Source organism: Allobaculum sp. Allo2 (assembly GCF_022701175.1).
GTDB lineage: Bacteria > Bacillota_I > Bacilli_A > Erysipelotrichales > Erysipelotrichaceae > Allobaculum > Allobaculum fili.
The window spans coordinates 626983-640175 of record NZ_CP078088.1; the positions used below are offsets into that span (position 1 = coordinate 626983).

Sequence of the window (13193 nt, forward strand, 5' to 3'; positions counted from 1 at the left end):
ACCAGAAATCTGCAGCGCAGGGCGAAAAAGCCCGCATGCATCCCTGCTGACGATGTGTGCGGGCTTTTTCTTTGTCCCAGACATCCCGTTTTTTCGATCAATATATGGTATCGAAACCATATCGGTGATTTCTGGTGAAAGCATCAATAAAAGGCGAAAAACAGCCAAAAATATGGAAATACTCTATTTTTTTATATTCGTGTGAAATCGGTTCCATATTTTTGTAAAACCGTTTACATGGAATCGATACCACAATAAACTTCAAGTATAAACAAGCCGGCAGACAGGCCGGCCAAAAGAGAAAATGGAGAAAGGGAAAAATGGATTACGCAAAGATCGCAGCGGACATTATTGAAAATGTCGGCGGCAAAGACAACATCATCTCAGCAATGCACTGCGCGACGCGCCTGCGTCTGCGCCTGAAGGACTACAGTAAAGTCGACGAGAAAAAGCTCGAAGACGTCGACCAGGTCAAAGGCATTTTCCTTGCCAACGACCAGCAGCAGGTCATTCTCGGAAGCGGAACCGTAAACCTGGTTACCGCGGAAGTTCTCAAACAGACCGGTCTGAACGGAGGGGCGGTCAGCGAAGAACCGAAGAGCAAGGAGGGCAGCTGGCTGACCCGTGCAGTCAAAGGTCTCTCCGATATCTTCGTTCCGATCATTCCGGCGATCGTCGCCGGCGGTCTTCTGATGGGAATCAACAACGTACTGACCGCCGTCGGCCTGTTCGCCCCGGGCAAGTCGCTCATCGACATGGCGCCGCAGTTCGCGGGCCTCGCCTCGTTCATTAACATGTGCGCAAGCGCACCGTTCACGTTCCTTCCTGTTCTGCTTGGCTTCTCCGCTGTGAAAAAGTTTGGCGGCAACCCGTATCTGGGGGCAGCGATCGGCATGGTCATGGTTCATCCGGACCTGCTCAATGCCTATAGCATCGCTTCGGTAGACACGCTTCCGTTCTGGAACATCCTGGGCCTGGAAGTGCAGTCGATCGGCTATCAGGGTACCGTTCTTCCCGTACTGGCCGTTTCCTGGATTCTGGCCACGATCGAAAAGTTCCTGCATAAGCACACCCCAAGCTGGCTCGACAACCTTTCCACACCGATGCTTTCGCTTCTCATTACCGCTCTGCTGACATTCACGATTGTCGGACCCGTTATGCGTACAGCCGGTGACTGGCTCGCTTACGGACTGAGCTGGCTCTATTCCACCCTCGGCTTTATCGGCGGCGCCATCTTCGGTCTGCTTTACGCGCCGATCACCATGACCGGCATGCATCATTCCTTTATCGCAATTGAAACCCAGCTGATCGCAGCCGCGGAAACTACAGGCGGCTCCTTCATCTTCCCGACCGCTTCGATGAGCAACGTTGCGCAGGGCGCAGCCGTTCTTGCGGTTCTGGTCATGACGAAAAACGAAAAGATGAAATCCCTCTGCACCGCTTCTGGTATTTCCGCACTGCTTGGCATTACTGAACCGGCCATGTTCGGTGTCACCCTGAAACTTCGCTATCCGTTCATCGCGGCCATCATCGGCTCCGCAGTCGGCTCTGCCTGGATTGCCGGTACGCATACGCTGGCCATTGCCTTAGGTACCGCGGGTATTCCGGGATTCATTTCGATCCGTCCGGAAAGCTGGCTGAACTTCTTTATCGGCATCGCCATTTCCATGGCTGTATCTTTCCTGCTTACGGTTTACTTCATGAAAAAACATCCAGAAGGCGAAACCGGAGAAAACAAAGGCGGCTTTTCCTTCAAAAAGAAAAAGCGGCTTCCAAAACGATCGAAAGTCAGAATGAAAAAGAAAACGAAACCAGAACAATCGAAACCGCTGCTCCCGCAAAAGAAGCAGCACCTGCACAGATCAAAACCCAGGCAGCCAAGCACATCCTGTGCGCGCCGGTTTCCGGCAAAACCGCTCCGGTCAGCGACTGCAGCGATGCGGTCTTCGCATCCAGAGCCATGGGTGACGGCATTCTGATTGAACCGGAAAACGGACGCTTTTACGCGCCGGCTGACTGCGAAGTCGTCATGCTGTTTCCGACTAAGCATGCCATCGGTCTGAAAACCGATGACGGTGCAGAAATTCTGATTCACATCGGCATGGACACCGTTTCGCTGGATGGAAAGCCGTTTACCGCTCACGTGGAAAACGGTCAGAAACTGAAAGCCGGCGATCTCATGATCGAAGCCGATCTCGATGCGATCCGCGCCGCCGGGCTTTCCATTCAGACTCCGGTCATCTTCACAAACAAAGTCGCCTTTGAAGCCAGACCGTACGGTCAGGTTCAGGCTGGCGACGCCGTGATGGAAACGAAAAAGGAGAATAAAAATCCGTGAACTACTCTGTACAGAACCGTTTTTCGCAGGCGATGACAGAGACAAAGCGATCCGAGGCCGCCAATAGCCCGGATCGCCTTTGCTTTCATATCATGCCTCCCGTCGGATGGCTCAACGACCCCAACGGGCTCTGCGAAAAAGACGGCATCAACCATATTTACTATCAGTTCGCCCCCGAAAGCGCGGCTGGAAACACCGCAAAAGGCTGGGGCCACTGCACCACGAAAGACTGGATTCACTACACAGAACAGCCGGTGCCGCTTTTTCCGGACAGCCTGCTCGATGAAGGCGGTGCCTACTCTGGAAGCGCGCTGGTTTGCGACGATGGAAAAATTCGCTGCTTTTATACTGGCAACCGAAAGCTGCCCGGCGAGCATGACTACATTTATGAAGGCCGTCAGCACTGGACGTGCATGACGGAATCCACAGACGGAACGCTTCTGGAAAACAAGCAGGTGCTGCTCAAAAACGAAGACTATCCCAAAAACATGAGCTGTCATGTGCGCGATCCGAAAGTCAGGAAAGACCAGGACGGCTACCGGATGATTCTTGGTGCCCGCACCCGTCAGGATCAGGGCATGGCTTTGCTCTATACGAGTAAAGACCTGAAAAACTGGACGCTTTCCGGAACGATCGAGGGGAAAGAAGACTACGGCTATATGTGGGAATGTCCGGATTTTCTGGAACTCGACAAAGCTGCGCTGCTGCTCACCTGTCTGCAGGGAGCGCCCCAAAAGGGATACGAATACGAAAACCTGTACCCTTCTGGATATTTCCAGCTTGAGAAAAACCCAGACAAAAGGGAAGCTGGATCGCCGGCGAATTCCGGGCTCTGGATCATGGCTTTGATTTTTACGCCCCGCAGACGTTTGTCGATGAAAACGGCCGGCGCATTCTGATTGGCTGGATGGGTATTCCGGATGTGGAGTATACCAACCGGGAAGCAAAATCGAACTGGCAGCACGCGCTGACGCTGCCTAGAGAACTGACCTGGAAAGACGGTCAGATTTACCAGTACCCCATTGAAGAAATGTTCCAGCTCGCGCAAAACGAATCGTCCAGAAGCCTTGAACTCGAACCGGGAAAGGCGGCCAGACTGGATGATCGCGTCTGTCTGATCGAATTGGAAAACGATCAGAAAGACTGGTCCATTTCGCTGCGTCACGATCTGACGCTCTCGGGGCATAATGGTGTTGTCAGACTTGAACTCCATCAAAGCGGTCTTGGCCGCACGACACGCCATGCGTACTGTCCGGACGTGCGCCAAATCACGATCTTCTCCGATACGTCATCCGTGGAGATTTTCATCAATCATGGCCAGGTTGCTTTTACTACAAGACTTTACGATGCGCCCGAAGATCGCAGTCTGAAAGCGGACGTGCGCATGAAGGCCATAATTACTCCCCTTGCCTCGTTTGAAATCGCCAGAGCCTGAGGCTGCAGACGGCGAGCGTGTGCAGGATGGTCTGTCCTGAAGTAAACAAGAACAAGAAAAAGAACAAGAAAGAGAAAGAGAAACCAAACAGAGGAAACCGGTATGACTCAATCCGTAAAAACAATCGATGTGACAGCCCTGGGCGAAATTCTGATTGATTTCACCATGCAGGGTGTAAACAGCCAGAATATGAACGTCTTTGCCCAGTACCCCGGAGGAGCTCCAGGCAATGTCTGCGTGCAGGTCAGCCGTCTTGGCGGACAGGTCGCTTTCATGGGAAAAGTCGGTCTGGACATGCACGGCCGTCTGCTCAAAACGGTTCTGGATCAGGAGGGCATTTCCACACGAAACCTGATCGAAGATCAGGAGCATTTCACCACCCTCGCTTTCGTATCCGTAGACGAAAACGGCGAGCGGGAATTTTCCTTTGCCCGCAAACCGGGTGCGGATACGCAAATCTGTTTTGAAGAGCTCGATCTGAACGAGCTGCAGCAGGCGAAAATCTTTCATGTTGGCTCGCTTTCTCTGACCGCCGAACCTGCCTGCAGCACAACGCTTCAGGCAATCGACTTTGCGAAAAATGCGGCGCCCTGATCAGCTACGATCCAAACTATCGCGCCAGTCTGTGGCCCGATGAAGAAACAGCGATTGAAAAAATGCGCAGCCTGATTTCTTCGGCGGATCTGATGAAGATTTCCGATGAGGAAACGGAGCTGCTTACCGGAAAGGCCGACCCGGAAGAAGCCGCCAGAGCGCTCGTCGAGCAGGGCGTAACGATTGCGGTCATCACCCTGGGCAAGGACGGCGCCCTGGCGGCGACAAAAGATTTCGTCGTACGCGCCGGCGGATTTAAAAGTCAGCTGGCCGATACCAACGGAGCCGGCGACTCGTTCTGGGGATCTTTCCTGGAGCAGATTGCCAGAAGTCCAATCGAACCGGGTCAGCTCGATTCGAAAACGCTTGGACAGATGCTGGAAAACGCCAACGCCTGCGCAGCCCTGACCGTTCAGAAGCCCGGCGCCATTCCCGCGATGCCTGCGGCAGCGGAAGTCAACGCCTTTCTGGAAGCCAGCGGACGCAAAGCAGCGTTCTGAGCGGTTCCCTCGGATGGGCGGGTATAGATTGGCATCGATCGGTACAGAGCGGTATGGATGCACGAAGAGTTGCATTGACTGGCCTGCGTGAGGAAAATGAAACGCAAAGGTAAGGCAGAAACAGCCTGAATCGATCGCCGCCTTATGCGGCGAAACGAATAGAGAAGCAAGACAGGAAGCACCTGAAAAGGCAGCAGCTCCGGGAGGCAGGAATATGGAAAAACTGACGATGGCAGATATTGCCAAAGCGGCGGGGGTCGGGAAAAGTACCGTTTCGCGCTATTTCAACCACGGCTATGTCAGCGAGGACGCCCGTTCAAAAATTTCGGCGGTCGTTCGCAGGACCGGATTCGAGCCGAGCGTGGCTGCCCAGAATCTGCGCTCTAAGGAGTCGCATACGATCGGTATTATCGCGCCGACGATGACGAGTACCGTCACGGGGCGTCAGCTGACGGTCATTGATGAAACGCTGCGTGCAGAAGGCTACAGCTGCATTATCATGACCGCCCATCATCATCGCGAACGTGAAATTTCCGCTATCGAATACATGCGCTCGCTGAAACTGGATGGCGTCATTCTCATTGCCACGACCATCGATGAAAAGCTGGAAAGCCTGCAGAAATCGAGCAATGTTCCGTTTCTGGTCATGGGCCAGGAATTTGAAAGCGGCGTTTCGGTCGTTTACGACGATTACCGCGCAGGTCGGGATGCCGGCCGATACGCCCGAAAGATGGGCCATGACGATGTCGTCTACGTTGGCGTCTCCCCAAACGATCAGGCCGTTGGCGTTACCCGTAAACAGGGCGTACAGGATGGCCTGAAGCAGGAAGGGGACGAGATGAAAAGCTTTGCTTTTGTGGAAACGTCCTTTTCCTATGAAGAAGCCAAAGAAGCCTGCGATCGCATTCTCGATGAACACGTTCCGACGATGATGATCTGCGCGACCGATAAAATCTGTCTGGCCGCGTACAAATCGCTCAGTGAACGGGGACTTCACGTTCCGGAAGATGTTTCCCTGATCGGGTTTGGCGGCTATGAAGCCGGTCAGCTTCTTACGCCGGCGCTCACGTCCATTCGGTTTAAAAACGAAGAAGCCGGAGTGCTTGCCGCAAAGACGCTGATTTCCATGATTCGCAATGAGCCGGTCAGCCGCATGCAGACGATCGGCTACGAATGGAGTTATGGCGATTCGGTTCTCGATCGAACGAAAACGAACTGAAATCCAAAGAAAAGAAAAATGAGAAAGGGCCGGCAGAAATGTGAATATGCATGTTCAGCCGGTCCTTTTGTCGTATGTCAACGGTCTGGAGGAGGATGGCGGAATGCGGTTATTTCACAAAGCCGGCTTTACGCTTTAGTCCGTCATGCTTTTCAGATCATTGAGGCGATTTTCATAGCGAAGAATATCCGTTTTGTCCTCGGTTACGGCTTTCGTGAGCACGATACCAACGCAAAGAAGAAGCTTAAGCTTGCGCACAATCTCTGGCTTATCTTCTGGGTCATCCTCTGGAACGGGCGTTTCCATCAAAAACGGCTCAATTTGATCAAACAGAGCTTTCGCCTCTTTATACTGGCGATTGCTGTAATACATGCCTAACGTAAATTCGCTGGCTTTCACCATTTGGAGAATGTTGATGCTGCAGGGAAAGAGGTTGAGCTTATGGGCGGCCAGAAGCATAGAACGCCGGTAATACAGGAGGGCACGGGTTCGATCGTTCAAGTACCTGGCGATATGACCGAGCTGGGCGAAGGCCGCATACCAGTAGTCCCACTCGTCTTTTTCAGAATGCCCCCGCTTTTCGTAAACTGCGTGCAGAGCGGATCGATTGTTTTGAATACCTTGAAGGCTGCTTCGTCCTGATGACAAGCCTGATATGCTGTTCCGCAGCGAAACAGAGCCAGCAGATAATAATGAAAAATCGTATTGTCGGATTTTCTGGCATAGACACTTTCGTAAAAATGGACTTTCAGACAGGCAAGCGGAATTTTCCATGTTTTGTCCGGCAGAGAATTGTGGATGGCTTCTGCATCTGCCATCCAGATTTCAAAGAGACGCGCCGCGGTACGCATCTCTTTGCCGTTTGGTGTGCAGCACAGAGCAAGGCAGATCAGAATTTCGCAGCTTTGCGATTCGAGTTCATACGAGGTGAGTGAAAAATCCTTCAGAGCGATGACCAGCGTATCCATCAGCTCGAGTGCGGAATACTCCTCCTCAGGGGCAGCCAGACGGGAAAACTGGGTGCTGAGTTTTTGAAACGAGGTGAGAAATGCCTGCGGATTTTGGAAATGCAGACAAATGGACGCAAATTCTTTTTCCAGTACACGCCAGGTGTTCCAGAACTCGGCGGCATCTTTGTCCTTAAGATCAAACGGTCCGCACGTCAGACTCTCCATCCATTTCAGTCCGTCTTCGCAGAACTGACGGGCTTTTTCATACTCCTCCAAAGCAGAACAGGCACGGGCGGCCAGAGAAAGGAATCGGGCCAGCTGCACTGGCTGTTTAGCGGCAGACCAAGAGAAGACGCGGTTTTACCGTGTTTGATGGACTATAAGGCGTGGGCACAGGCCTGCGAATGATTTTCCTGCTGCAGATAAAGGCTTGCTATTTCATGATGAATCAAAGACAGTTTGTCTTCCTTCAGGGGATGGAGAGTTTCCGGATCAAAGCGCATCCAGATGTTCAGAGCTTCTTTCCAGGCAATAAGACTGTCTTCCGGACGGCTGAAATAATCGATTCGCGCAAGATCCATCCAGCTTTCTGCATAGTTTCTGTACGTGGTTTCATCCGGGTGGATCTGGATGGCCTGCGCATGCAGATCGATCAGGAGCTGAAACACAGACCGTCGAAGCGCTTCATTTTGGAATCCCATACGGCATCTCGCAGCAGATTCGTCATGTCCAGCCAGTCTTCGAGCTGCGCGGGGAATAAATCCGTATGGGAGAGGTACTTCACGGCGCTTTGGCAGGCTTCCTCCATCGCCTGATCCGCTTTTTGGGGCGCACCGGCTTCCAGATAGCACAGCGCCAGATGGGCCAGAAGCGCCGTCGGATGGTGTCCCGGATAGTTTGCAATTTCCTGTTCAGAATGAATGCGGGTCAGACTGACCCCTGTTTCCAGACTTCGGCAGGCGGCGTCGCAGTCTTCGAGCTTTTAAGAATCCGTCGGGCGGCATCCCACAGCACTTCCTCAAATTGAACTGGAATACCGCTTTCCAGAAGCGAAGCAGGAAGAGACTGCGCTCGACTGGCGCCAATATGATCCAGAGCCAGATCGATCCAGGAGAGCGCGGTGTACAGCTTTCCCCGCTCTTCATAAAACTGAGCGGCATTGTACATATCCACCGCATTTTTCGGGATTCGAAGCGGCTTCCTCTCTTCTTTGATCTGTCCGTTTTTACGGAATACTTCGGCCCGGTTAGTTTCTGAAGATGATTTAAAGCCCTCTGATAGCAGTGATCGGCCGAAAGCCAGTCGTTATTTTGTTCGCTGATCTCTGCACGGCAGAACAGGCAGGCGATCATCTCCTTTCTGGCTTCCTGGGATTCCTTGAGCCGGACAAGAAGAGAATGCATAGCTGCATCCACGCATTTTATGGCTTCATCCGTCCGGTTCAGTTTACGGTACGCCTCGGCCATGGTTCTGCGAACAGCGGCCTGCAGAATATCCTGCTCCAGAGTAACTGCATCCGCTTCGAGAAAGCGCGAATACGTTTCGATGCAAAGACGGTACTGACCGGCCGCATATTCCTGGTCTGCCTGATTTAACAGCCTCTGATTTTCGATGGAACGCGCCTGCGTCTGAGAAAGAAAGCCGCTTTTGTCCGCCAGTTTCTCCATCTGCTTGCAAAGCTCGCTTTCTTTTCTGAAGTCCTGCTGTTCCTGGGCCAGCCGGACTTCCAGCTCCAGAATCTGGTATTTCCAGCCGCAGGCAAGATCGGTCAGTTCCCTGGGAACCTTTTTCATCCAGCTCCAGAACTGCGCAATCGTCTTTTTGCATCCTCTGGACGGCTGTCGTTGATCTGAAGATTGGCAAGATAAAAAAGCTGAAAAGAACGGTCGATAAAAGCGCCTCGTTGATCCCCTTCAGGGGACTGGCCATCTGAATCAGATCGTCCAGGACAAGCATCGCGCCTTCCTTCTGGCCGGCATGAAGGCAGCAGTTTGCCATGGACGCATAAAAAGGATTTTGAACGGAGTACTGTCGTATGGGCTGAGATCGTACGGAATATCTTCCAGGAGAAGAAGAATCGGATGCAGCACGCTGGCACACGTCGTGTTGAGTTCTTCAAACCAGCCCAGACGGGTCAGCGTGTTCAGATAGCGGATTGTGATGTCAAGCAGACGCTCAATCGTTTCCGTGGAGGGCTGGTCTTTGAAGGATTGGATCGTCTTTGCAAAATAACGTTTTAAAAACTCAACGCCTTTGCGCGGATCGACCGGAACGCCGTCTCCGTACAGGTAAATATCGGAAAGAACGAGAAGCGCCTGGTCTACTCCCTTTTCGGCCGCCTGATTCAGAAGCGGAATGGCGCGAGCGGGATTGCGTTTCGTGTCGACGCCTCTCAGATAGGCAAGGCCCAGATAGAAAAGCTTCTGGGGATTCTGCGGTTCTTGGCTCTGTGTTTTCGGATTTTCGAAAAGGGACTGTAAAGATTCACGAAGATCATCCGACTGGAGGGAAAAACCGGCGGAAAGCCGGCATACAGCAGCTTCAGGACATCTGTATTCGCTGGTTCCATCTGGACAGGAATGATTTTTTTGCGGTACTGGACGGCAGCCGGATATTCATATTCGCTTATATAATTTTTTCTTCGAGTTTTGGCGTTACGAGCAGCGTGATCAGCTCGCTTCGTTTCATCTGATCGAAAATCTGCTGGCTGAAATCTTCTCCCGGCATCAGAAAGTCGTCGTACCAGACCCCGACATCCCATGTGCATTCCAGAGACTGAACGAAATCCAGAAAATCCTGCGCATAAGCCCAGTCTTTCTTACGGTAGCTGACAAAAATATACGAATGAAACGAGCTTCTTATTTTCTCGATCAGCGGGGGTTCCAGAATCACGGACTGAAGATATGACCGCATACGGCTTTCAAAATTCTGTCGTTTCAGAAAATCCGGCTGAAAATCCAGATACTGAAGATCTCCGAACAGCTGGGAATAGGCAGACAGATCGATACTGTCCAGAAGGATGGGAAGAAGAAGAACTTTACTTTCGCGCAGCGCCCAGATCAGTTTAAGCGTATTTTCCTGTTCAGAGCGAAGCAGTCGGGAAGAAACCGCAATGACGGCCAGCGTGAATTCCTGCAGCAGGCGCAGATCCTCTTCACTCCAGAGGGCATTTTCTGGATCCGGCGCAAGAATCAGGCAGTTGACCTGGTCGCGGATGGTTTGAATAATCTGTGAATCTGTCGAACGATCCCCTGAGGGGATAAACAGAACTTTGCTGAGTCCGCTTTCCTGAACGGTATTTTCTGGATAATATTTGAATTTCATGCCGTCTCCTTTCCATGTCTTTCGTCCGTGGGATTTCGTCCGTGCATTTCTTCTGCGTGCATGCGCAGGCAGAATCGGATGCAGAATACTTTTTACTTTTCTTCTTTATTTATACCTATCGTATCCAGCGATTTATACCTATCGTATCCAGCGGCTTTCTTTGCGGGGTGTGTATTTCCCAAAACGGCCAAATCGGACATTCGAACGTATAAAAGTCCGCCGGACGGTCTTTGACCATCGGGCGGACTTTAAACATCTTTCTAAGGAAGAAAAGATGAATTCCCATTAAAGAAACGGGAGTATTGGAATATGGATCAGGCTTTCTTTTTCGACGGGGCGAACGAATGATGAAGGCGCCACAGGAAAAGCAGACCGCGCGCGTCGAGTTCCACGCCCATCGCAACCCAGGCACCGGCCAGTCCAAAGGAGCAGGAAAGCCAGGCGGCCAGCGGAATACGGATGCACCAGATGGAGAGGAAGTTGAGGCAGGCAGGCCAGATCGTATCGCCTTTTCCGCGCAAAATGCCGGAGCAGACGATGGAAGCGCCATAAAGCGGTTCCGCAAACGCTTCGAGCCGAAGCATGGAAGTTCCGAGTTCAATGACGGCTGGATCCGGGGTGAGAATGTTCATCAGCCACGGGGCAAAGACGAACATGACGACGCCCGAAAGAGCCATCATGCCCATGCCGATGCGTACGATGCGCCAGCTGATTTCCCGGGCCAGATCGTGCCGGTTGGCGCCGGTACACTGCCCGATGATGGCGGTTGCGGCGGATCCGCAGCCGTAGCCGGGCATGTAACAGAGACTTTCCGCGGTGATCGCAAAGCTGTTGGCCGCAATGGAAACCGAACCGAGAGAAGAGACGATGCGGGTAAACATGACATAGGAAGAGCCGGAAATCAGCTGTTCCAGACTGATTGGAACGCCGATGCGTACGGCTTTGGAAAGGGAATGACGGGTAAAGTGAATCCGGCATTTCCTTTGAGAAATTCGTTTTTAAACAGGACGCGCCACGTGAGAAACAGGGACGCGCACGCCATGGCGGCGCCGGTTCCTAAAGCGGATCCGGCTACGCCCAGATTCATCGCGAAGATGAACAGGTAGTTGAACAGGACGTCGAGCATGCACATGACAATTTGCGTCATGCCCGGCAGCCGGGTATCGCCGGCCGCCTGCAAGGTCGCGATCGCCCAGGTGTTTAACAGAGAAAACGGCAGACACAGACAGAAAATGCCGAGATAGGCGCTCGCATCCGCCAGAATGGCGTCTTCGCCGCCCAGCCAGACGGGAACCATTCCTGAAAGGCCAAAGCCGATGCTGCCGATCAGAAACGCCACGCCTAAAATGACGAGCAGACCCTGCCGGCTGCAGTTGCGGGCTTCTTCATTGTTTCTTGCGCCGATCGCCTGCGCGGTCTGCACCGAAAAGCCGTAGACGGAGCCGGAACAGATGCCGTTGATCAGCCAGGTGCTCGAAGAGACCAGACCGATGGACGCGCCGGCCTGTACCCCGAGATGGCCGACCATCGAGGCGTCGATCATCTGCATGATGGTGACGGAAACCTGCGCCAGAATGGCAGGCCAGGAAAGCGATAAAATGAGTTTTCGCTGCATGGAGGCGTTGAGCGGTTTGTCCGCGCGCAGTGCGGATAATAATTGAGAGGAGTCTGTCATATCCGCTATTATCCATCGAATTGTTCCGGAATGCCTGACCAAAGAAAACGTTCTGCCAAGTCTGTTCGAGAAATTTACTATCCTTTCCATTTTCTCCTCGGGTTCTGCTTTTTCCTTTTGATGAGATATGGCTTTTTATCCGCGGGAGAAACGAACCGGCAGATCCGCAAACGCGCCGTTTCAAAGCGGACTCGAATGTGGCTTTTCAGATTCGCCATCCTGAATTGGAATTTGTCATCCGGAAAAAGGAAAAAGAAAGGAGGATGTCATGATTGTTTCCGCAAGCTGCCGAACCGATATTCCCGCGTTTTACACGCCCTGGCTGCTCAACCGCCTGGAGGAGGGCTTTGTGGACGTGCGCAATCCGTTTTATCCCAAACGGGTTTCGCGCATTTACTTTGAAGACGCGGATGCCTGGATGTTCTGTACGAAAAATCCGCTGCCGCTTATTCCGTATCTGGACCGGTTCAAGCAGCCGATCTTAATGGATGTGACGATTACGCCGTATAAAAAGGATCTGGAACCGGCGGTACCCGATAAAACGAAAATTATTGAAGCGGTCCGCTTCATGGGCGAAAAGCTGGGAAAGGATCATGTGTCGGTTCGCTACGATCCGATTTTGCTGAATCCAACGTATACGGTGGACTATCACATTCGGGCTTTTGAGCGGCTCTGTTCTCTGCTCGAAGGCGCGGTGGAGACGATTTCCATTTCCTTTCTCGACGACTACAAAAACGTCCGCCGTCATGCCGGCGAACTGAATGCGCACGAACCGAGTGAAGCCGAATTAAAAGCTATTGGCGAAGCGTTCGCAAAATGCGCTGCGGATCATGGCATTCCCGTTTTCACCTGCAACGAAAAGCAGATTCTAGCCCCGTTCGGCGTGCCTTCCGGCGCCTGCTTTCCTATGGAACTCGCGCTGGCCTGGACCGGCCGCAAGTTTCGAAAGTGGAAAGCGCGCGACTGCGGCTGCGTCGAAATGGCGGATCTTGGCGTCTACAACACGTGTGCGCACCTTTGCCGCTACTGCTATGCCAACTTTGATGAAAAGCAGATCGCCCAAAACCGGCGTCTTCATGATCCCAGTTCGACGATGCTGGTGGGACATCTGGAAGCCGACGATGAAATCATTCGCCGCAAACGATAAACTGCACGTAA

General features: G+C 52.6%; 15 protein-coding genes and 1 pseudogene. 7 read left to right on the forward strand and 9 right to left on the reverse strand.

Translation table 11 applies throughout. The features are described 5' to 3' along the window. Window positions 1-320: 320 nt before the first annotated feature. The 6 genes and pseudogenes from KWG61_RS03735 to KWG61_RS03760 all read left to right on the forward strand — a co-directional run bounded on the left by KWG61_RS03735 (window position 321) and on the right by KWG61_RS03760 (window position 6086). Entirely contained in the window at window positions 321-1979 is a 1659-nt protein-coding gene (locus KWG61_RS03735; RefSeq protein WP_242744980.1) for a sucrose-specific PTS transporter subunit IIBC, read from the forward strand. Beyond that, window positions 1889-2338: a PTS glucose transporter subunit IIA gene (locus tag KWG61_RS03740; RefSeq protein WP_242745538.1), complete on the forward strand. Its 450-nt coding sequence runs from the start codon at window positions 1889-1891 to the stop codon at window positions 2336-2338. Before KWG61_RS03735 ends, KWG61_RS03740 begins: the two co-directional genes overlap by 91 nt. Beyond that, a complete protein-coding gene (locus KWG61_RS03745; protein WP_256460777.1) occupies window positions 2335-3237 on the forward strand; it encodes a glycoside hydrolase family 32 protein in 903 nt (300 codons plus the stop codon). Before KWG61_RS03740 ends, KWG61_RS03745 begins: the two co-directional genes overlap by 4 nt. Then, window positions 3171-3773 carry a GH32 C-terminal domain-containing protein gene (locus KWG61_RS03750; protein WP_256460831.1) on the forward strand — a complete coding sequence of 201 codons (603 nt, stop codon included), beginning with the start codon at window positions 3171-3173 and terminating at the stop codon, window positions 3771-3773. The genes KWG61_RS03745 and KWG61_RS03750 overlap by 67 nt, the downstream gene beginning before the upstream one ends. A gap of 165 nt (window positions 3774-3938) precedes the next feature. After that, window positions 3939-4867: pseudogene (locus KWG61_RS03755) on the forward strand (carbohydrate kinase). 214 nt (window positions 4868-5081) lie between these two features. Next, complete coding sequence (locus tag KWG61_RS03760) at window positions 5082-6086, forward strand: LacI family DNA-binding transcriptional regulator (RefSeq protein WP_230266581.1); 1005 nt, start codon at window positions 5082-5084, stop codon at window positions 6084-6086. 135 nt (window positions 6087-6221) lie between these two features. Here KWG61_RS03760 and KWG61_RS03765 read toward each other — a convergent pair whose 3' ends face one another. The 9 genes from KWG61_RS03765 to KWG61_RS03800 all read right to left on the reverse strand — a co-directional run bounded on the left by KWG61_RS03765 (window position 6222) and on the right by KWG61_RS03800 (window position 12035). Then, window positions 6222-6587, reverse strand: coding sequence for a hypothetical protein (locus tag KWG61_RS03765; protein ID WP_242744981.1), 366 nt, complete (start codon window positions 6585-6587; stop codon window positions 6222-6224). Then, window positions 6584-7360: a hypothetical protein gene (locus KWG61_RS03770; protein WP_242744982.1), complete on the reverse strand. Its 777-nt coding sequence runs from the start codon at window positions 7358-7360 to the stop codon at window positions 6584-6586. The genes KWG61_RS03765 and KWG61_RS03770 overlap by 4 nt, the downstream gene beginning before the upstream one ends. A 53-nt stretch (window positions 7361-7413) precedes the next feature. Continuing rightward, window positions 7414-7704: a hypothetical protein gene (locus KWG61_RS03775; RefSeq protein WP_242744983.1), complete on the reverse strand. Its 291-nt coding sequence runs from the start codon at window positions 7702-7704 to the stop codon at window positions 7414-7416. Beyond that, window positions 7689-7844 (reverse strand): hypothetical protein, encoded by a 156-nt coding sequence (locus KWG61_RS03780; protein ID WP_242744984.1) that lies wholly within the window; start codon window positions 7842-7844, stop codon window positions 7689-7691. Before KWG61_RS03780 ends, KWG61_RS03775 begins: the two co-directional genes overlap by 16 nt. A 103-nt stretch (window positions 7845-7947) precedes the next feature. After that, window positions 7948-8829, reverse strand: coding sequence for a hypothetical protein (locus KWG61_RS03785; protein WP_242744985.1), 882 nt, complete (start codon window positions 8827-8829; stop codon window positions 7948-7950). Between the two features lie 141 nt (window positions 8830-8970). Then, a complete protein-coding gene (locus KWG61_RS17045; RefSeq protein WP_367614324.1) occupies window positions 8971-9651 on the reverse strand; it encodes a tetratricopeptide repeat protein in 681 nt (226 codons plus the stop codon). Between the two features lie 10 nt (window positions 9652-9661). Continuing rightward, a complete protein-coding gene (locus KWG61_RS03790) occupies window positions 9662-10360 on the reverse strand; it encodes a hypothetical protein (protein WP_242744986.1) in 699 nt (232 codons plus the stop codon). A 314-nt stretch (window positions 10361-10674) separates the two neighbouring features. Continuing rightward, a complete protein-coding gene (locus tag KWG61_RS03795; RefSeq protein WP_242744987.1) occupies window positions 10675-11241 on the reverse strand; it encodes an MATE family efflux transporter in 567 nt (188 codons plus the stop codon). A gap of 20 nt (window positions 11242-11261) precedes the next feature. After that, window positions 11262-12035, reverse strand: a complete 774-nt coding sequence (locus KWG61_RS03800) for an MATE family efflux transporter (protein WP_242744988.1) — start codon at window positions 12033-12035, stop codon at window positions 11262-11264. Window positions 12036-12303: 268 nt separating this feature from the next. On the opposite strand from KWG61_RS03800, the gene KWG61_RS03805 reads away from it, so the two are divergent. After that, window positions 12304-13182: a DUF1848 domain-containing protein gene (locus KWG61_RS03805; RefSeq protein WP_230266585.1), complete on the forward strand. Its 879-nt coding sequence runs from the start codon at window positions 12304-12306 to the stop codon at window positions 13180-13182. Window positions 13183-13193 lie beyond the last annotated feature (11 nt).